Below are 19,372 nucleotides of genomic sequence, written 5' to 3' on the forward strand. Positions count from 1 at the left end.
CGAACCCGAGGTCGAGCCCGCCCGCGCCGGTAAAAAGGCTGATGGCACGCAGCTTGGTCATGCGCGCGACCCTAGCTGAGCGGCCGCCAGCTCGAAAGCGCCACGTGGGTCCGGCGACCATCTTTCATCGACAAGCACGTTGCTCGCGAGCTTGCCGAGGCACTTCTGATGCGGATCGAGAGCGGTCGGGAGAGCGTATCGGAACTCCCATCGCTCGGTCACCGCATGCAGGCACCCCGCGACAATGTCGAAGTCGTCCGGCGCATAGTAGCGGGAGCACGGATCGCCCTTGGCGGCGCGGGTGCGCTGGAAATCGATGCGGGGCAAGTTGCGCGTCTTGTTGATCACCCGCAGCACGTTCTTGCACTCGACGGTGAGCCGCGGCCCATCCCGGTAGCGGATCAGAAGGTCGGGGCCGCCTTCTTCGTCGAGGCGTTCGCAGTGGGTGACGCCGTCCACCCGCGCCAGGCTCGCGCGCAGATGCTCCTCGGCGACCCAGCCGCGCACCGCCATCTTTAGTCGCCGGGCCCCGGCGATAAGCTCGAGCACCTCGCCGGCGCCAAGCTCCAGCTCGCGCAGCAGCGGATGCATGGGGGTGGTGTCCTCTTCCGGCACATCGACGGCGTCCTGGCGAGGCGCCCCGATCAGCTCGCGCTTGTCGGCGAGCAGCTGGCGATCGCCGGGCGGCAGGCCGTAGCCGGCGCGCTCCAGCCGGACCAGATCGAGGAAGGTGTCGCGGACGCCGCCGACGAGCACCTCGACGGGCTCGGACATGGGGCCGGCCCGACGAGCCCGTTCCCAGGCGTGCCAGCCGTCCCGGCGGATCGCGTCAGCATGCTCGTCCTTGAACTCCATGCGGATGAAGAACTTGGTCGGATTGTGCGCCTCCGGATCGGCGGCGACGAAGAACCCTTCCTCAGGATCGATACCGATCAGCAGAGTCGTGAACAGGCCGAGCGGATCCTGCCAGAGCACATGGGCATTGTCGTCGGCATAGTCCGACTTGTTGCCATACTTGATCTGGAAGGTGCGCTCGTCCTCCGGCCGGTTCCTGGTCGGCGTGCGGGTGGCCAGAAAGGCGTAGGCGACGATGCCCATCCGCTCGCCGTCCTGCGTCTCGAACGTGATGACGAATGGAGCGCGATCGGGCGGCGAGGCGTAGATGATCCGGCACCCCGACGCGCGCAGCGCGTCCAGCATGAAGCGAAGCAGCGGCTCGCGCGCGGATGCCTTGGTCTTGTAGTATCTTAGTCCAAGAATCATCTGCCCCCGCTTTTCGCGGCGAACGTGCAACGAGCATGGGTCAGATGGCAAGAACGCCTTGTCGGCTCCGGATGCCGCGACGACCCCCGTCGATGCCCACCCCGCGGACGTTGAACGCGCCAGCCCAGGCCTCAGCCTGCTCGCTGAAAGCCCTTGGCCTGCAGATCGCTCTCGAAGCTGGCGAGGCAGGTCGAGGGCACCGCAAGAACGAAAAGATTGCGCGCGCGGGTCAGCGCGACATAGCCAATCCGGCCGTCCTCGCTCCCGGTCCCGTCGAGGAGCGCCTGAACATGGCCCTTTTTGGCCACGTACAGCACCGCGTCGATGCTGGCGCCTTTCACCTTATGAACCGTCGACACCGGGAAGGATGGGATACCGACCTGCGCAAGATCGGGCATCTCGGTCAGGGGACGATGCTCCAGCTCCCTTTTGGCGAGCTTGTTGCCGAGGTTCTCGCCCGGCTTCAATCCGAAATCGCGCTCGAGCAGCGCAAGAAGCGCGCGGACGCGCTGACACAGCAAAGGATGCCAGGCCGTATCGGCGACCAGCGTCGCGGAGGGCAGTCCAGTCTTCGCATCCCTGACAAATGCCCAGATCGCCCGACGCATTCCGATCGTGTCCTGGTCCGATCCGCGAGCCAGCTGCGACGTCAGGATGCCATATTCCGGCGCGAGCAGGCCGATAACCCCTGCGCACGCCTCGCTGAAGGCGCGTGCGAGCTTCCCCTGCTGGTCCCGGCTGATCGCGGCGTTGGCAAAGCAGCGGACAACCCCAACGCCCTGGCCGTCCCGGTCGCCGCCCCACTCGCCCTCCAGATCGCTCGACCGGCACAGCACGACACCCGCGCTGGGAACGATCTTCGCCGTCTCCATCAAGCTTTGGAAGGTCGCCAGGGCGGAGGCTCGGTCCTTCGGATCATAGGGTATGTAGAAGACTCCGTGCCGCCCGTCCTGTGCTTGGCGGCTCGCAGTGTCGCCGCGCTGGGTCAGCCGGTTCGCCACAGCGAGGATGCTCGGCACGGATCGGTAGTTCACCGACAGCCGGTGGTCATGCACGCCTGCACGAGCGCCGTAGCCCGACAGGAAAGCGCCGTCGGCCTTCGCAAACTCGAAGATCGCCTGATGGGGATCTCCGATCAGGGACACCTGCGAGCCCTGCCGCATGAGCATCTCGAGGATCGCCTGGTGCTCGGGTCCGATATCCTGCGCCTCGTCGACCAATATGTGCGGGTACCGCCGCGCGAGCGCCGCGAGGAGCGAAGGCTGATCCTTGAGGGTGCGCCACACCCAATAACGGGCCGAGGCATGCGTGTACGCCCCGAGAGCGCCGAGCTTTGCGACCGCGGGCTCGGCCCGCCATCGATCCACGATCTGCTCCTGCCGTCCAACGGTGTAGACGAAGGCGCCCCCGCGCAGCGAGATGCCGAGGCTTGCCGTCGGATGGCTGCGCGCGCCGTCATAGACCGTGAAGCTCTTAAGGAACGGCTCGCGGCCTTCGACGAGGAACGGCGTGCAGCCGCAGCCCATCACGCGATGGCCATGTGGCCGAAGCACGTTGGTGGTGATGAAGCCATCCATCGTGTCGATCTCCACGGCCTGGTCGCGGCGCGAGCCTGGATGGGCGCGAATGGCTGCGGCATACTCGTTGCGGAATGTCTCGACCGCGACGTTGGAGAAGGAGAGCAGCGCCACCAGGCTGCGATCGTCCGTGTGCAGCCGCCGCATCGCAGCCAGCCTCTGCACGGCCGTCCTGGTCTTGCCGCTCCCGGCGCATGCCGTGACCGCGATCGGCTTCAGCGGAAGCGCGACGATCGCTTCCTGCTCGCTCGAGAGACCGGTCATTTCTGGCAGGCGTGCTTGATGGCGGAAAGAATGTAGCCCGGCGTCGTGAACGCGACCTTCTTGTCGGCGATCGTGGCTGCGAGCGCCTGCGCGAACCTTCCCTTCTGCACATTTCCGGACGCGCGCTCGAACATGCCGCGGAACAGCGTCTCGGCCTTCTCCCGATCGTCGGCGCCCTTGTCGACCTCGAGCTTGAGCGCGGCGGCGATCTGCGGGTGAATGTCCGCCAGGGCGGTCAGCATCGCCGCGCGGTTCCCCGGCTCGAGAGCAAGGTCATATTCAAAAGTCTTCTGACCGTGGAAGACCTTGACCAGGCTGTCCTGACGCGCCTGCATGGCCGCCGTGTTGTCAGAGACCGTGATCGTCTCGGTGGCGCCGGGATAATGCGCCACCCACTTGCCGGCGACCTCGATCTGCGGATCGGCGTCGGTGATCACGGACGCCGGCACCTTGATGGCCTTCTCGCCGAACAAGGGCATGAAGGAATCGAAGTTCAGTCCCTCAACGCTGATCAGGCTGACACCATGATCTCGAAGATCCAGCCCCTCGCGGGTCGCCAGCACATTGGCCAGCAGCAGCTCGGCCGCGCCCTCGACGAAGACGACGCGGCGCGCGAAGAACAGCTCCGCCCGGGTGACATCAAGATAGCGTGCAAGCTTCTCGCGCTTGCCCTTCTCGAAGGTGATCGCGCGCGGATGAAACACCTCCGCCTCGCTGCCGGCGTCCATCAGGCACACGATCGAGTCGAGATCGGCGATGCTGGCGAAGTTGGGGGAGTGGCTGGTGACGAACACCTGCACCGGCTTTTCTCCCGTCGAGTCATGATCGATGCTCGAGAGGTAGCGCAGGAGCACCGCCTGGAGCTGGGGATGAAGGTGCGCCTCGGGCTCCTCGACGATCAGGCTGCGGAAGGCCGCGTCCGCGTTCTTCGCGAGCTCGCTGAGCACGACCGCCATGAAGATCAGATTGTTGTAGCCAAGGCCGTTCCGCTCGATCTCGAAGGTGTCGACCAGGAGCGACAAGCGGGAGGCAAGCTTGGAGAAGTCGGACCCTGCCAGCTCGACATTGAGCACCTGGGCAAGCTGCTCGCCAAGCATCGTGCGGTGGCGGCCGCTGATGGCGGTCTGGGTGTCGAGGATCGGCTTGTGCTTCTTCAGCTCGGCGTCGAGCTGCGCAAGCGCCGCAGCGATGTCGCTCTTGCCCGCGTCGTCAGACAAGAGGTGGAGAAGCCGCGACAGCTGGCTGTTGCGGCTTGGCCGCAGGCCCTGCTCGGCATCCCGGAGCGGCTGAAGATAGACGCTCCGCAGATTCTCGAGCATCGTCGGAGTCACCGCGACGTCGTCGAACTCACCACACCATCGACGAGCTCGCAAGCGCCCCGATCGATCCGGCTCGCCATAGGTGACCCCCAGCACCGCCTCATACTTTCCATCGGCGCGAGGGCGCAGCGCGTGGAGGAAGTCGGCCTCGTCGGCGGGCTCCAAACCGCGGAAGACATATTCCAGCCGGATCTCGCCGGAGGCGCTTCCGCCCGACGGAAGGTGCAGGTCGTCTGCGGTGAAGCGGGGATATGGGTCATCCGCGCCGGCAAGCAGCGCGCGCAGGGCGTCCACCACCGCGGTCTTGCCGATATTGTTCGGACCGACGATCACGTTGAGGCCAGGCCGGAACTCCAGCGTCGCGGTCGACAACCGTCGAAAATTGCTGATCGTCAGCTGCGCCAGATGCACGCGATTCCCCCTCGTCCTTCCTCCGTCGCCTGATCGCTCGCGGCAGAGCAGGTCGACAGGCATGATGTAGCTTCAGCTGATGGCCATGGCGAGCGGCGACAGCGTCCGAAACGAGGGCCTTGTGACAGCTGATCCGTCCGCGGTCCGGAAAACATGCTCTTAAGTCGTTGATTTGCTGGATGTTGCCACGACCTTGCGCGAAAGCGGCCCTGCAAGGTAGTTGTATTAATAAATTGAGCAGTGTGACAGCATGCCGCGAAGCGTTTCTCAGATCCTCGCCGACAACGGCCCGTCACGCTCGGCGCGCATGGTCGAGGCGCTGGTCGCCGAGGGCTTGTCGGCCGAGGCAGCCCGGCAGCGCGTCTCGCGCGCGTCGAAGCCTGTCCGGCGCTTTCCGGTCCAGCTTCTGCCGAAGCGGGAGGCGTTTCTCTACCTTGAGAAGGATCGCAATACCGAGCGGTTCTGGGCCAATCTCATTCGCGACCTGCGGGAAAGCGGATCCGTCTTCGCCGCCGCGATCGACGGCATCATCGCGCGGGGCGGATTCATCAGGGCGGACCAGTTCGCGGTCGTGAGCGGCGCGCCGGCGCTTCCGCAGAAGGGTCAGGTGACGGCCGCTTTGGTGGCCAAGCGGCTCATCGCCGCGAGCATTGTGAAGGAGGTTAGAAATAGCGAGGGCGAGCTATGCTTTAGCCTCGCGCCTTCGCTGGCCTACGGCGACGAGCCGGAGCTGCGCGCCCGTGATCTTGCCGAGCGGGTTGTTCTTGACGGCCTGCGGGAATGGGCTCGCAAGATCGGCCTCGGCAGCTACAACGCGATCAGGATCCGGGGTGACGCGGAGCTGCGCGCGATCGGTCCGTTCGAGTTCGACCTTGCCGGGCCGAGCTACCTTCTTCCGCTTCAGGGCGGCCCGGCTCGGCCGGGCTTCGTCGTTGCCGATGCCTTCGCGGACAAGATCCTCTCCGCGGACGAGATCCAGTTCTTCATCCGCAAGGCGCGGATGCTGAAGGCGATCCTCCCCGCTGTCGGCGTGCTGTCCGTGCTCGTGGCGGAAGGATTCACCGGTGAAGCGCTCACGGCGGGGCACGCGGCCGGCATCCTGATGGCGACGCCCAAGGATCTCTTCGGCAAGCGCGTCGGCGCCGCGCTCGCGTCGCTGGTCGAGGTGCTCAAGAACGCGGGCGCCTATGCCTCATCGTCCAGTCCCGAGCGGCTCCAGTTCCTGCTCGACAATCTCTTCGACATCGAAGGCAGGAGCCGCAATCTGCGCGGCGTGCTGTTCGAGCTGGTCGCCGCCTACCTGGCAAGGCGCGACGCCATGTCGATCGACATGAATGTCCGAGCCAAGGATCCGGCCACGGGCAAGCTCGCCGAGATCGACATCCAGAAGGTCACGCATCAGGCAAGCGAGGTCACGGCGATTGAGTGCAAGGGCAAGGAGCCCGGAGGGGTGCTGAGCCTCGCTGAGGTCGAGACCTGGCTTGAGAAGATCGCGATCATGCGCGCGCACTACCGCGCGCACGCCTATTTCCGGGAAGCTCGGCAGCGCTTCGAGATCTGGACATCGGGCACAATAGCCCCCGACGCGCTCGCTCTCCTGATCGAGGAGCAGGCCAGGCGCACAAAGGCGCCGATCGCGTGGAAGGACGGCGAGGCGGTGCTGGAGCTTGCCCGCGCCGGCAAGGAGAAGGGAATTGCGGACGCTCTCAACCAGCATTTCCTGGAGCACCCCTTCGCCATCGTCGCGAAGAAGCTGGAGATGGAGGCGGCAGCCGCTGCTGCCCTCGGCGCAGCAGAACCGTCGCCCCAATCCTCGCTCGCACCGGGCGCTGTCTCGCCTGCAGCGACGTCGACAGCGCTCGTCCTGTCACCGCGCCTGACGAATGACCGCGTCGGCACCTAGCGCAGGGCCGCTGGATAGCGCGTCGGCTCGAAAAGATTGTACCGACTGGTAGATCGGTTTCGATTACTATGCGCTCGTCGTCTCGGTCCGCATGCAGCGCCGCGACCCGCTCACCCACCATATCAGTGACTATCCCGAGGTCTGGGTTCAGCGCCACATCATGCCCGGCGGCTTCGTCGATGATTCAATGCTGCAAGCCTGCCTCAAGGCGCCTTGCGGCTTCATGTGGAGCGAGATTGGCGACTATCTGATCATGACGCAGCTCCAGCGCAGCATTCTCGCCGCGGCGCACGGTTGCGGTCTCCGCCAGGGCTTCACCGTTCCGGCCAACCTCCCGTTCGAGCCACCCGGCTCGTGCAGCTTCGCCAGCCGCCGGTCCGCGCCGCTGCCCCCATGGCGCCAGCAAGCCGCCCAGCTCGTAGGCGCGCATGCGATGAAGAATGTCCGACGTACCGCCGGCTGGACGCGATTTCCGCGCGCCCTCATCTCGTTCGGTCCGCGCGAGCAGGAAGTGCTCGACTGGATGGCAGAGGGCAAGTCCTACACCGACCTCGCGACCATCCTCAACATGCGCCACGGTGAAGACGCCTGCCAAGTCGATCCTGCGCAAGCTCGGCGCGGGGCAGGCTGACCCGACCGCCGCGACCTTGTGCCAGCCACCCGCATCGACGCGACCAGGTACGGCCAACGTGATGCCACGGGCTTGGTTTATCTGGAGTGGCATCCAAAGCTCAGCCGGGACCACCTCCTGGTTGTGCTCCGACGGCGCCGACCTACGGACATTCGTCGGGGGCCACGGCGTCCACGACCAAACCTTGGCAGCTATCACCGGTGAAGTGAAAGGGAACTGTTGAGCTTGCAAAGCTGTGAATCACCGCCGCATCAAATATTCGCTCTCGCGCGACGCGTATAAGGCCAGCGCGGTGATATAGTTGATTCTTGATAAGCCATCAAGCCATTGCGCATTACGGCCTGATCGTTTTCTACCAGTGATCGGCGGTTCGGCACCTATCTTCGCCGCATGAACGAACGAGCATATACATTGGTGACTGCTTCAAAGCAGCCATTCCGCTTTCCCCCAATGTAGGATTGTTCCTGATCGAAGCCTACATGAGGCGCATGCGATGCAGCATAGGTGCAAGGATGATCACGGGCTCGATCGAGCCCCGAAGTTGAAGTGAAATTCGAAGGGGCTTGCCGCTCGCCACGATGACGGGCGGCCACGCAAGCGAAAGTCCCTAAACTCATGGATATCACCACCAAGCCGGGCTGCAGCCCGGCCAGCGTCGCGACCGGGCTGTTGCTGGAGGCGCTCGGCGCCAACGACATCTACGACTATGTGCCGGTGTGCGGCTTGCCCGGCAGCACCATTCACGTGCCCGAGCGCGACTCGCTCATCGCGGTGACCACCGCGGCGTCGCCGCTGTTCGCCGCCGGGCTCGAAGCGATCGCCGCCGAGCACCGCCTCGACGTTGTTCTCCTGCGCATCGGCGATGCGGATCACGGAGTTATTCGCGCCGATTTTGCGCTCGGCTCGCTGCCGTGTTCGGCGTGGGTGGAGCGCGACTTCGCCCTCTACCGCGACGCGAGCGGCCTGTGGCTCGTGCCGGAGTGGGTCGGCCCGGCGGTGTCGATCACGCCCGAGGGGCTTTGCCTGGAGATGGTGCCGCCGTTCTCGACGCTCGTCGAGCGCGAGCTCGGGGTCAGGCGCGCTGCGGGGGACGTCGCGCGCATCCTCCAGCCGGTGGAGGTGCGCTGATGGCTGCGTCCAAGCCGCTCGTGATCAACGCCGACACGCCGCTCAGCGAGAGCAACCCGCACTCGTGGTTGGTCCTCAACGGCGACCCGTCGGATCAGGACAGCCCGCGGTGCATGACCGGAACGCTCCGCCCCATGCATCAGGGGCGTGCCAACAGCGCTACCGCGTTTGCCGCCGCCAAGCTGCTGATCGAGGTGGATGCCGCGGATCAACCGTGGCGCTCGCGCGCGTATCGCCACGAGGTGCTGCTCCCGCGCGATGCCGATGACCGGTTTACGTGCCCGAAGGCTCTGTTCACCGACATCGACGCGGCGCACGTGAGGTACGGCAAGATGCTCCTCACCTACGTCACGCTGACGTGGACGCCGACGCGGCTGCACCACGCATGGCGGTTGGCGCACACGCTGGCGTCGGAGTTGGTCAACGAGTTCTCCGTACCCGCGCTGGTGGTGCAGCACGTGCCTCAGCTCGTCGCCAACACGGCCTCGCCACACTGCCATATCCTCACCGGCGCTCGCACGCTGTCCGGCATCGGATGGGGCGGCTACGTGGCCGCCCTTAACGGCGACCGGGTTTGGCCGATGGCGCGGGCGCGCTTCGACGCGCTGCTGGCGACGCTGTGACCAGCGCCGCGTGGGGGGGGTGGCCGAGGTCGGTCGCCTCCTTCACGTCCATCGGCTCGATCCGACGTTGGCGTGTTCGGCACTTTCGCTGTCGGAACAAGAAGCCGAGCGACTAGTCGCAGGAGGCGAGGTCATGACGCCCTGCGTCGTCATCCCCGATAACGCCGCGCTGCTGCTCAATGTCCTCGTTCGTCTCGAGGTCCGCTGCCACCACGACAGCCAGGCGATCGCAGGCGCGCTGGAGCGACCCGTCCTCGAGCTGGGTGGCCAGTCGATCAGCGAGGCGCTGCGCCAGCCGATCGACGTCGACTGCCTGCGGCAGCTTCGCGAGGTCGCGGGCACGCTGCCGCTGCCCAGGTGAAGATTTGGCGGGTGGCCGACACTCACTCCTGAAAGGCAAATCAACATGTCCTCTTTTCGACGGCGCGCGGCCGCTGAAGCCCGCGCGTTGCACCTCGCGCTCGTCCTCGCGGCAAAGACAGGATGGAGCTTCGATCGCGGCCCGCTGCCGCGCTCCAGCTTTACCCAATATCTGTACGTCGAAGCGGCTCAGCTCCTGCTCGTGCCGACGACCAGCGGGACCGAGTTCGCGGTGCGGCAGGTCGAACCGATCGTGCGGGAGACGCGCAGCGATGCGCTGATCGTCTCGCTGCCGATCGACGGACAGCCCGAGTTTGCCATGGCAACTTGGGCACGGCGCGAGACGGTGTGGACCACACCGCTGGCGCTCTGGCTCGGCGAGGCCGGCGAGCCGTGGCTCATCCCCGCCGGCGCCGACAGCACGTCGCTCGGCTTCCGCCTCGTCAACGCGCTGCACCACGCGGCGCCCGGGCCGTGGGCGTTCGTGGGTGAGCGGGAGGTAGGGTTCGGCCGCGCGGCGGCCTGGATGGAGAAGGTGGCTCAGGTGGTGACCCGGTGAGGGTCGGTGAAAATGCCCGCGACGCGGGCTGAAACAGAAGGCCACCCAGATGATCAGAGACCCCCGTCATTATCGCGACACGGCGATGAACGCGCTCGCTAGCCTCGTCGGCGACGACGGCAAGGAGCGGTTCTTCGCGCGTGTCCCAAAGGCGCTGATGCTGGCGCAGCAGCGCCTGGCGATCGCCGCCGGGGACGAGAAGTACGCGCTCGACCCGTTCGCGCTCCGGGCGTTCGCGGTCGAGCAGGACGTGAACGTGATCGCGACCTGGACCGACAGCATGCTGAGTGGCCATGCGTTCGAGATCGATGTCGTCCTCACCGCCAACGGCGACGCCGTCCACTACCCGTCGCTGCGGCTGTGGCTGATGGAAAAGCGCGGCGCGTACCTCGTTACGCCGAACGGCGACGGCCCGGTCATCGCGATTGACACGCGCGGCGTCACGGCGGTCGGCAAGCCGCCCTTCCGAAGCAAGGCCGACCGCCTGCTCGGCATCGCGACGGGTCAAGCGCTGCTCCAGCGGATCACCTTCGCCGGCTCCCCTTACGCGACGCCGAACCCCCGCAACCTCGATCGCTGATCCCGGTCACAACCCCCCAGAGTAAATGATCATGGACACCCATCCGCCCAGGCTCGTCGTCATCCATCCGATGTGGACCGCGCGCGAATACCGCCGCCACCTGACCGCGCTCGACGACTCGCTGATCGTCCACCGCCACATCGACGGGCGCTTCGGGCTCGAGCTGCGGCCGATGGTCAAGCTGACCGCCCGGGGCGCCAAAAGCTACGGCAACGCGCTTCGGCAGCTCGCCGCGGATCTCGAGGCCGGCTACCGCGCCGTGATCGTCGACCGCGACAACTTCCTCGCCGACCTGGAGCGGCTCGCGCGCGAGCACGTGACCGACAAGGATCGGGGCGACATCGAGCGCGCGGCGCAGATCATCGCCGAGCGCACCCGGCATCAGGTTTGGGATAGCCTGTTCGAGGCGCCGACTGAATATCGCTTCGGACGCATGCTGCTCGCGGCACGCGAGCGCCGCACCAAGGCGAACCGCAATGAGCAGAATGGGCTGAACTGCATGTACGGCATCCCGACCCCGCGAACCGAGCAGCTGTGGCACAGCTTGCGGCACCAATGGTGCGGCCCGCGCGGGAACTCGGCCGGCAAGGTTGCCTGGGAGAACTGGTGCCGCGCCAACCGGCCGGACATGCCGAAGGTCGAGGCGGTATGACAACGCGGCCTAAGCTCAGGGTATGGCTTCGGGAGATGCCGCTCGTCTTCCGGATCGCCGTGGCAATGCTGCTCACGGCATCCGTCGGCGGGCAGTTCCTGCAGCGTCAATCAGCTGGATCGTGGACCCGCGGACTGATCGCCAATGCCGCTCGGGTGTGTCCGTCCGCGGCGTTCAGGGGTAAGCGTGCGACGGTAGCGGATGGCGCTCACGCGCTTGACCGTGCGGTATACCGGCGCATCGCCGACCACTACTTCCCGGCCACGCCCTTGCGATGCATAGCACCCTAACCAGCGGCGTTCAGCAGGTGGTCGAAGCGTGCGTCGGGCGGCCGTATCGCCGCTCACCGACTCACTCTTCGACACACCTACCTACCTGCTGAACCAGAGCTGAATGCCTCCTTCCAGACACGCCGAGCTGAGTAGCTCTCGCGCCGAGGTGTTCAGGCTTGCGCTCCGACGCTGATACGCCATCCTGTTGGAAACGGAGGGGCGCATGACTGATACGACGACCGCGAACTGGATCGAGCGCGCCAAGGCGGGCGGCTATCGCGCAACCGACATCGACACGTCCGCACCCCAGCAATGGGTCGTCGAGGGGCTACTGCCCCGAACCGGCGCGTCGATGTGGTTCGGCGCTGGCGGTGTCGGCAAGACGCAGCTGCTGGTGTGGCTCGCCGCGCATCTCGCCGCGGTTAGAGATGGCGCGCCGGATGCCTGGCTCGGTGCGCCGATCCGGCGACGTGGTCAGATCCTGCTGCTGTCGACCGAGGATCTTCGTGAGCAGCTGCTTGGGCGGCTCGCGAGCATTCTGCAGTCGATGGCCGCGGACGGCGGCGCGATCGACCCGAACACGCTGGGCGAACGCATCCATCTGCTGCCGTTCCTGTCGTTGTCGCGCGACGAATTCGACGGACCGAGCCCGCGCCTGTTCGAGCAGCGAGGCGCGACGTGGCGCCCGTCCGACACGCTGAAGGGCGTGGAAGCGTTCATCGCCGATTGGAACGATGCGCACGAGGAGCAGGATCACATCATCGGCGTCGTGCTCGACAGCGCGGTGTCGATGGTGGGGTTCGACCTGAACAACACCGAGGCGACGACCGACCTACTCTTCCACCTCAACCGCCGCTCGCGTGAGCAGGACGTGTTCTGGGCTGTCATCGGCCACCAGCCCAAGACCACCAGCATCGACAGCGCCGACCCGGCGCTCGGCGCGGTTGGCCGGCTGCGCGGATCAGCGATGTGGTCGACGACGCCGCGGACCGTCATTGAGGTCCGCACTGCGATCGGGCGCGAGTACGAGCGGATCGTTGCCATCAGCGCCACGACGCAAACGCGCGACGCGCTCGTTGTCACCGTCGTGAAGGCCAACACACAGGGTGCCGACTTCGACCCACGCTATCTTGCGCGCGAGCGTGACGCCGCGTTTCGTCAGATCGCGCTCGCACCGATCGCGAGGGAGCTGGAGCGGGATCTTGATATCGGAACGGCGCGGGCTGCGGTCATCGACGCCATTCGCGTCATCACCGACGGCGGCAACCCCGGCGCGACCTTCTCTCGTGCCGACCTTGCTACGCATCTGCAGGACAGTAGCGATCCTCGCGTCGACGGGCTCAAGCTCGATCACGAGGGCGCAAAGGCGAATGCCTCTAACCTCGCGGGCATCCTGCGCGAGCTGCAGCAGGCCGGTGCGATCGCCTCGCCGAGAAACGGTCCGGCGAAAGTGATCGATTTGTCCCTGGCCCCGCGGGGTTTTTAGCTGCGCTTCACCCAATACCCTGAGACCAGTTCGGCATAGCGCTTCCGCTGCTCGGGCGAGGTGCCGAGCGCCACAAGCATCAGCGAGAACGGCGTGTGTTGTCCCTTGCCGCGGGGATCAAGAAAGCGGACGCGGCCCTGCAGCAAGAACAGGTCGGCGTCCACGCTCAGCACCTGCTGGAACCAGGGCGAGTCGGTCCGGATCGGCACGAGGCACACGACCGTCTCGACATTGCCCGCCTTCCACTGCTCATGGGTGCGCTTGAGCCATTTCAGTAGTTCGGAATAGGGCGGGTTCACGAACGCGAGCCGCCCCGACCAGTCGTCGGCAAGGCCATCGCCGCCTTCACTCGGTAGGATACGGCGGCGGGCAACGACCGGGCTCAGCTCATTGGAGCAAGGATCGATGTCGATCTCGCCGAAGGCGTCGTAGATCGACGCCATGAAGTCGGGCGGTGTAAAGCGGCTGTCGCGATCGATCTTGTCGCCCTTGCCCCAGTAGGAGCGTTCCGGCGCCTGACGCCGCACCTTCGGCGCCAGCACGGCGAGCAGACGCTGTAGGCTCTTCACGGTCCCGCCGCCGCGCTCCAGTCCGGCGATCGTCGTGCGGGACAGGCCGGTGCGGCGCGACAGCTCCTCCAACGAAAGGCCGCGTTTCTCCCGCACCCGGCGCAGCCGCTCGGCCAATGTCGTTCCGGGTCCCAACCCGCTCAGCCGGAACTCAAGCGCCGCCATAACCATGAGCAACGTGCTAACCGATCCGATCCCCGCCTCCAGCCTATGGATGACCTGAACCGTCAGGCCGAGCTGATCCGCTAGCTCCTGCTGCGACAGGCCCGCAGAGCGACGTGCCAGGCGCAAGTCGTCGATCAGATAATGATACCGAAAAACCTCATAATCTGACCATGGCCGACGGGAAAGGGATTGTCTACTGTGGGGGAGAGCGGAACGGCGGCTTACGGGCGGAGCAGGGCCGACGCTGCCGTTCGTTCATCCGCTAGCGTTGCCCGCACAAGTGTCGTCGTTTGGCGTAACGAACTGTCCGCTATCAGGAACGCCCACCAGTAAGCGGGTCTTCGTTCAGGCGGTTACAAACAAATGGCACCTGCTGAGAAAGGCGATGGGGTCGAACAGGCGGACGCCGACGGAGAGCCCCGTGCACCAAGGGCCATAGTGGCCGTGCTGGGCTTGGTCAGAGGCGTGCATCACCGGTAATGGTGGCGGATGACACCAAAGTGGTGCTGGGCAGAGACCGTGGAAAGGACGACACCAGCGGGATGCGGGCGGCGCAAATCGTCTTCGGCCTGGTCGTGGTAGTCTGGTGCCAGGCGGCACGAGCGGCGGATCGTCAGACGGTGGTCGAGCTGTTCACGGCGCAGGGATGCCCCGCCTGTCCCGCGGCCGATGCGGCGCTGATCGCGCTGGCGTCGCGATCCGACGTCCTCGCCCTCAGCTACTCGGTCACCTACTGGAATGGCCGGGGGTGGAGCGATCCGCTGTCACGCGACGAGTTTACCCAGCGTCAGCGCAGGTACGCGACCATCGGGCGGCGCGAGGCAGGGACACCGCAGTTCGTGATCGACGGGCGCTTTGCGACCTCGACCGCCAATCTCGACGCGCTTGGACGCGCGATCGGCATGGCGACGCGCTCCGGCGGGCCGGCCGTACGCACCGACGGTAGCCGCCTGCGCGTGGGCGCCGACGCGCGGACGGCGCGGGCGGCGATCGTATGGCTGGTGGACTACGATCCCCGGCCGATCCGAACCCCGATCCGCGCCGGCGAGACGCGTGGCCGCACCGCGGTGCAGATCAACGTCGTGCAAAGACTGGCGGCCGTGGGGCGCTGGACCGGAACGGCCGCGAGCTACCGGCTGCCACCGCTCGCGGGCGGGCTGCGGCGGGTGGCGCTGGTCCAGTCGGCCGACGGCGGGGCGATCGTTGCGGCGGCGCGGGTCAGGTGAGCGCGCGCGCCTGGCTGCCCGGGGCGGCCGCCTTTGTTCTCCTGGCGTCGATCGTCACCTTGGCGGGGCTGTTCCTCGTCTCGGTCGACCAGGCCGGGCGATTGTTCGAGCGGGCGGCGCTCAGCCAAGCGCAGGCGGGCGACGTGCTCGCGCTCCACGCCGCCGCGCAGAGTGGAGATCCGCAGGCGGTCGCCACGGCGCTCCGCCGCTACCGGGACGATCTCGCGCGCGAGACCGCGCTGGTCGGGAGCGATCGACTCGACCAGCAGCACGAACTGGCGGCGGCGCGCTCCATGGCGATGCTGGCCGCGGGCCGCCCCGCGCGGCTCGATCTGCTTGCCTTCGAGGTGGCGCAGGCGGCAGCGCGCGAACGCGGCGAAGCGGGCGAGACCGCGCGCCGGATGGCGGACCTGCGGTCCCGCACGCAAGTCTATGCACTGATGCTGTCGGTTACGGCACTCGGATCGGCGGTGCTCGGCGCGTGGGGCCTGCGCGCTGCGAACCGGCGGCTGGCCGATGCGGTCGCCGTGCGCACGGCGCAGCTGGAGGCGGTCGACGCCTCGCGCCGCCTGTTCTTCGCCAAGGTCAGCCACGAACTGCGCACCCCGGTGACGGTGATGCGCGGCGAGGCGGAGGTGGCGCTCGCGACCACACCGGACGATCGGGCGGCGCTCGCGACCGCACTGGACGAGGTCGTGACACAGAGCGAGCAGCTCGATCACCGCATCGCCGAGCTGCTGGCGCTGTCGCAAGCGGAAGACGGCAGACTGGAGTTGGAGAAGCGCCCGACCGATCTGACGGAGGTGGTGCGACAGGCGGTGGCGCGGAGCGAGCGACTCGCGCGGTCGAACGGGGTCACGCTCTCGGTCGGCGATCTTGCGCCCGCCACGATGTGCGGCGATGCACGATGGCTGGAGCAGGCGGTGGTCGCGGTGCTGGACAATGCGGTCAAGTTCTCGCCGGCACACGGCGCCGTGGACATCACGCTCTCTGCCGACGGCGGGTCCGCCGTGCTGAGCGTCGCCGATCGTGGCCGGGGCGCGCTGCCCGAAGCGCTGCCGCGACTGTTCGACGCCTACTATCAGACGGAGGACGGCAGGACGCGGGGTGGCAGTGGGCTCGGGCTCGCACTGGTCGGTTGGGTGATCGGACAGCATGGCGGCACGGCTCGCGCGGCGATGCGGGACGGGGGCGGATATGTGGTCGTCCTTCGCCTGCCGGTAGCAGCGTGAATGTCCTGCTGATCGAGGATGACGCGGGGATCGGCCGGTTCGTGACGCGTGGGCTGACCGCGCGCGGGTACCGTGTCGCGTGGGAGCGCGACGGATCACGTGCAGCGGCGCTGCTGGCGGGGGACGCGTTCGCCGCGGTGCTGCTCGATCTGGGGCTGCCCGACGGCGACGGGCTCGATCTCGCCCGCGCACTGCGCCGCGAGGGGAACGGGGTGCCGCTGCTCATGCTGACCGCGCGCGGGGCGTTGCAGGACCGGCTCGACGGGTTCGACGCAGGGGCGGACGATTACCTGCCCAAGCCGTTCGCGTTCGACGAGCTGCTCGCGCGGCTCGCGGCGCTGATTCGTCGGACGCGGGCAGCGGTGTCGGCAACGCCGCGGTTCGGGACGCTGACGCTCGATCCGACGCGCCACGTCGCGCTGGTGGGAGAGCGGGCGATCAGCCTCAGCCGGCGCGAATATGCGCTTCTCGCCGAGCTGGTGGCCCATGGTGGCGCGATCGTCGACCGCGCCCGGCTGGCGTCGGCGATCTGGGGCGCGGAGCCGGTGAGCGACAACGCGCTGGACGTCTATGTCGGCTACGTCCGCCGCCGGCTGGCCGAACAACCCGGTGCGCCCGTGCTGGTGACGGTGCGCGGCGCGGGGTTCCGGCTCGCCGAGGTCGGCTAGAAGGCGAAGCGCAGGCCGCCGCGGATCGAGCGCGGCGCACCGGGGGCGAAGAAGGTCGAGTTGACCAGCGGACGCTCGCCGTCGATCACCGGGCCGGAGAACGGCCGGGCGACGAAGCCGCCGTTCGCGTCGAAGCCGGTGGCCCCGAGCTGGGCGGCGGTCGCGTAGTCGCGGTCGAGCGCATTGTCGACCTGGACGTAGAGCGCGAGGTGCGGCGCGGGGCGGACCTCCGCGCCGAGGTTGACGACGGCATAGGCGTCGGTCCTGCCGGGGCCGAGGTAATAAACACCGTCGGCCTGGTGCTCGCCGTTCTCGTTGCCGCGCGCGATCACGCCAGCGCTGGCGACCAGATCGGCGGTGAGCGTCAGCCACCGCACCGGATCGACCGCCGCGCCCGCCTTGAACAGGTGCGCGGGGATCAGCGGGATGCGATCGCCCGTGCGGATGTCGATCTCGCCCTCGAACCCCGGCCCGGCGCCCTCGTTGCTGCTGTTGGCGGAGCCGTCGACCGTTTCGCCGCTGCGATATGTCGCGTTTAGATAGGTGTAGTGCGCCGTCAGGGTCACCGGACCGGCGCGGCCCGACAGGTCGAGGTCTACACCCTGCCGCCGCGTGCGCCCGAAGTTGCGGAAGTAGCCGAACCCGGCCTGGTCGTCGGCGACGAACAGGATGTCGTCGCGGTTGACGGTGCGGAACGCGCCGGCGCGCACCCGCCAGCCGCGCGCGGCGAGGGTCACCCCCGCCTCCACGGTGCGCGCGACGACCTGGTTGAGCGGCGGATCGCCCGCGAGCGCGTTGGGGAGCCGGCAGGGGCTGTCCGGATCGGCACACCCCAGCTCGATCGCGGAAGGCGCGCGACTGGCCTGGGCGATCGCCGCATCGAACGCCAGCGCATCGCCCGGCGACCAGCGGACCGCCACCGCAGGGTTGAAACGGTGGAAGCGGTGGTCGCCGTCGAGCGAACCGGGCCCGCCGCCTGGGGTGATCGCATCGCGGTTGCGGACCACCGTCCGGTCGAACCGTCCCGACAGGTCGAGATGGAGGCGACGGGTCAGGTCGAGCCCGTCGAGCGCGTAGGCGCTGAACACGCGGGTGCGCCCGTCGAGGTCGACCCGCGCGTCGAACGCGTCGTCCGAATCCTGGGTGCCGTCGGCGAAGGCGCCGGGGCCGTCGACCGCGACGATCCCGCGATCGGGGGTGAGGTAGCCGAATTGCGACGACTGCCGGAAATCGGCGTGCCCGTCGACGTAGCCGAGCCCGAGCGTCAGCGCGTTGACGCCGGCACGCCACGTCACCTCGGCGTTGCCGCCCCATTCATGCTGGCGGATCGCGGAGCGGTTGGCGAGCCCGTTGCAACGCTCGTTGGGCTCGCTGTCGAGCAGCACCGTGGCGATGCAGCGCAGCGATGGAAAGAGTGCGGTGCCGGCCGTCTCGCCGTGGTTCGGAAAGCCGGCGAAGCCCGCGGCGGTCAGCGCCGCGCGTTCCTCCGCGTTCAGGCCGTAGGGGTTGCCGCCGAGCGCGTCGTCGTTGATGTCGCCGTTGAAGGTGGCTGTGCGGATGTCGCGGTAGAAGGCGTTGGCGTCGAGCGTCACCCGGTCGCCGAACCGGTGGCGCAGCGTGGCGTTGGCGAGCCAGGCGCGGTTCCGGGTGTTGTCGGGATAGGTGTAGACGCTCGTCCGGTCGCGTTCGAGCAGCCGCAGTTCCTGGAGGCCGTTGCCGTTGAGGTCGGTGTCGGCGAAGCTGCCCGACAGCGCCACGTCGGTGCGGGTGTCGCCCCAGCCGACCTTGCCGAACAGCTGCCCCGCGCGCGACGGCGACTGGTCGCGCCAGCCGGTTTCCGAGAAATAGTCGGCGGAGCCGAACCAGTGGAACCCGCCCGCGCTCTGCCCGCCGACCGTCGCGCGCGCGATCTTGCGGTCGAAACTGCCGTAGCTGATGTCCGCCGTCAGGCCGGGATCGAACCGCCCGTCCTTGGTCCGCACCGAGATCGCGCCGCCCAGCGAGTTGCGCCCGAAGAGCGGGTTCGAGCCTGGCACCAGCGTGGTCGAGCGGATCGCCGAGGTCGGGATCAGGTCCCAGCTGACGACGTCGCCGAACGGCTGGTTGACGCGCACCCCGTCGACATAGACCGACAGCCCCTGCGGGGTGCCGAGCAGCGGCGAGGCGGTGAAGCCGCGGTAGTTGATGTCGGGCTGGAGCGGATTGCCCTGTACCTCGTTGACGAACACGCCCCCGGCGGCGCGGCGCAGGTAATCCGACAGGTCGAGCGCGTGGGCGCGGGCGATCTGCTCGTCGGAGACGTGCTGCGCGGGAAAGGCGACCACGTCCTCGCCCGGATCGAGCAGCGGGGTGGCGGTGACCACCACCTCGACGCCGCCGTCCTGCGCCGGATCGATCGACTGGGCGGCGGCCGGCGTCGCGACGATCGCGGCACAGGCAAGCAGGCGTGCGCGCATTCCAGTCTCCCCTTTTCGTCCCCACGGG

At 67.6% G+C, this 19,372-nt stretch carries 17 protein-coding genes; 12 read left to right on the forward strand and 5 right to left on the reverse strand.

Going from position 1 to position 19,372, the window contains the following annotated elements:
• Positions 1-57: 57 nt before the first annotated feature.
• From ACFDTH_RS09280 to ACFDTH_RS09290, 3 genes are all read right to left on the reverse strand, one after another.
• Positions 58-1,200, reverse strand: coding sequence for a hypothetical protein (locus ACFDTH_RS09280; RefSeq protein WP_375287251.1), 1,143 nt, complete (start codon positions 1,198-1,200; stop codon positions 58-60).
• Between the two features lie 194 nt (positions 1,201-1,394).
• On the reverse strand, positions 1,395-3,104 hold the full coding sequence (locus ACFDTH_RS09285; RefSeq protein ID WP_375287252.1) for a UvrD-helicase domain-containing protein: 1,710 nt from the start codon (positions 3,102-3,104) through the stop codon (positions 1,395-1,397).
• Positions 3,101-4,834: an ATP-dependent endonuclease gene (locus ACFDTH_RS09290; protein WP_375287253.1), complete on the reverse strand. Its 1,734-nt coding sequence runs from the start codon at positions 4,832-4,834 to the stop codon at positions 3,101-3,103. Before ACFDTH_RS09290 ends, ACFDTH_RS09285 begins: the two co-directional genes overlap by 4 nt.
• Before the next feature lie 307 nt (positions 4,835-5,141).
• On the opposite strand from ACFDTH_RS09290, the gene ACFDTH_RS09295 reads away from it, so the two are divergent.
• The 9 genes from ACFDTH_RS09295 (at position 5,142) to ACFDTH_RS09335 (ending at position 13,028) form a co-directional block, all read left to right on the forward strand.
• A complete protein-coding gene (locus tag ACFDTH_RS09295; RefSeq protein ID WP_375287254.1) occupies positions 5,142-6,737 on the forward strand; it encodes a hypothetical protein in 1,596 nt (531 codons plus the stop codon).
• A 52-nt stretch (positions 6,738-6,789) separates the two neighbouring features.
• Positions 6,790-7,368, forward strand: coding sequence for an autoinducer binding domain-containing protein (locus ACFDTH_RS09300; protein ID WP_375287275.1), 579 nt, complete (start codon positions 6,790-6,792; stop codon positions 7,366-7,368).
• 615 nt (positions 7,369-7,983) lie between these two features.
• Entirely contained in the window at positions 7,984-8,496 is a 513-nt protein-coding gene (locus ACFDTH_RS09305) for a hypothetical protein (protein WP_375287255.1), read from the forward strand.
• Positions 8,496-9,119 carry a hypothetical protein gene (locus tag ACFDTH_RS09310; protein ID WP_375287256.1) on the forward strand — a complete coding sequence of 208 codons (624 nt, stop codon included), beginning with the start codon at positions 8,496-8,498 and terminating at the stop codon, positions 9,117-9,119. The genes ACFDTH_RS09305 and ACFDTH_RS09310 overlap by 1 nt, the downstream gene beginning before the upstream one ends.
• Positions 9,120-9,252: 133 nt before the next feature.
• Positions 9,253-9,480, forward strand: coding sequence for a hypothetical protein (locus ACFDTH_RS09315; RefSeq protein ID WP_375287257.1), 228 nt, complete (start codon positions 9,253-9,255; stop codon positions 9,478-9,480).
• Between the two features lie 87 nt (positions 9,481-9,567).
• The gene (locus ACFDTH_RS09320) at positions 9,568-10,038 is read left to right on the forward strand and encodes a hypothetical protein (RefSeq protein ID WP_375287258.1); all 471 of its coding nucleotides are present in this window, start codon (positions 9,568-9,570) and stop codon (positions 10,036-10,038) included.
• Between the two features lie 49 nt (positions 10,039-10,087).
• On the forward strand, positions 10,088-10,618 hold the full coding sequence (locus ACFDTH_RS09325) for a hypothetical protein (RefSeq protein ID WP_375287259.1): 531 nt from the start codon (positions 10,088-10,090) through the stop codon (positions 10,616-10,618).
• A 70-nt stretch (positions 10,619-10,688) separates the two neighbouring features.
• Positions 10,689-11,270: a hypothetical protein gene (locus ACFDTH_RS09330; RefSeq protein WP_375287260.1), complete on the forward strand. Its 582-nt coding sequence runs from the start codon at positions 10,689-10,691 to the stop codon at positions 11,268-11,270.
• A gap of 495 nt (positions 11,271-11,765) precedes the next feature.
• A complete protein-coding gene (locus tag ACFDTH_RS09335; protein WP_375287261.1) occupies positions 11,766-13,028 on the forward strand; it encodes an AAA family ATPase in 1,263 nt (420 codons plus the stop codon).
• On the opposite strand, the gene ACFDTH_RS09340 is transcribed toward ACFDTH_RS09335, so the two are convergent.
• On the reverse strand, positions 13,025-13,888 hold the full coding sequence (locus ACFDTH_RS09340; protein WP_375287262.1) for a DNA N-6-adenine-methyltransferase: 864 nt from the start codon (positions 13,886-13,888) through the stop codon (positions 13,025-13,027). The two genes, ACFDTH_RS09335 and ACFDTH_RS09340, sit on opposite strands and share 4 nt — an antisense overlap.
• A gap of 356 nt (positions 13,889-14,244) precedes the next feature.
• Here ACFDTH_RS09340 and ACFDTH_RS09345 point away from each other — a divergent pair, with 356 nt between their 5' ends.
• The 3 genes from ACFDTH_RS09345 to ACFDTH_RS09355 are packed head-to-tail and all read left to right on the forward strand — an operon-like array spanning position 14,245 to position 16,888.
• A complete protein-coding gene (locus ACFDTH_RS09345) occupies positions 14,245-14,988 on the forward strand; it encodes a DUF1223 domain-containing protein (protein ID WP_375287263.1) in 744 nt (247 codons plus the stop codon).
• A complete protein-coding gene (locus ACFDTH_RS09350) occupies positions 14,985-16,220 on the forward strand; it encodes a sensor histidine kinase (RefSeq protein ID WP_375287264.1) in 1,236 nt (411 codons plus the stop codon). The genes ACFDTH_RS09345 and ACFDTH_RS09350 overlap by 4 nt, the downstream gene beginning before the upstream one ends.
• On the forward strand, positions 16,217-16,888 hold the full coding sequence (locus ACFDTH_RS09355) for a response regulator transcription factor (RefSeq protein ID WP_375287265.1): 672 nt from the start codon (positions 16,217-16,219) through the stop codon (positions 16,886-16,888). Before ACFDTH_RS09350 ends, ACFDTH_RS09355 begins: the two co-directional genes overlap by 4 nt.
• Here the strand turns inward: ACFDTH_RS09355 and ACFDTH_RS09360 are convergent.
• On the reverse strand, positions 16,885-19,344 hold the full coding sequence (locus ACFDTH_RS09360) for a TonB-dependent receptor (RefSeq protein ID WP_375287266.1): 2,460 nt from the start codon (positions 19,342-19,344) through the stop codon (positions 16,885-16,887). The genes ACFDTH_RS09355 and ACFDTH_RS09360 overlap by 4 nt on opposite strands.
• Between the last annotated feature and the right edge of the window lie 28 nt (positions 19,345-19,372).

This window comes from Sphingomonas sp. (assembly GCF_042096255.1).
GTDB lineage: Bacteria > Pseudomonadota > Alphaproteobacteria > Sphingomonadales > Sphingomonadaceae > Sphingomonas.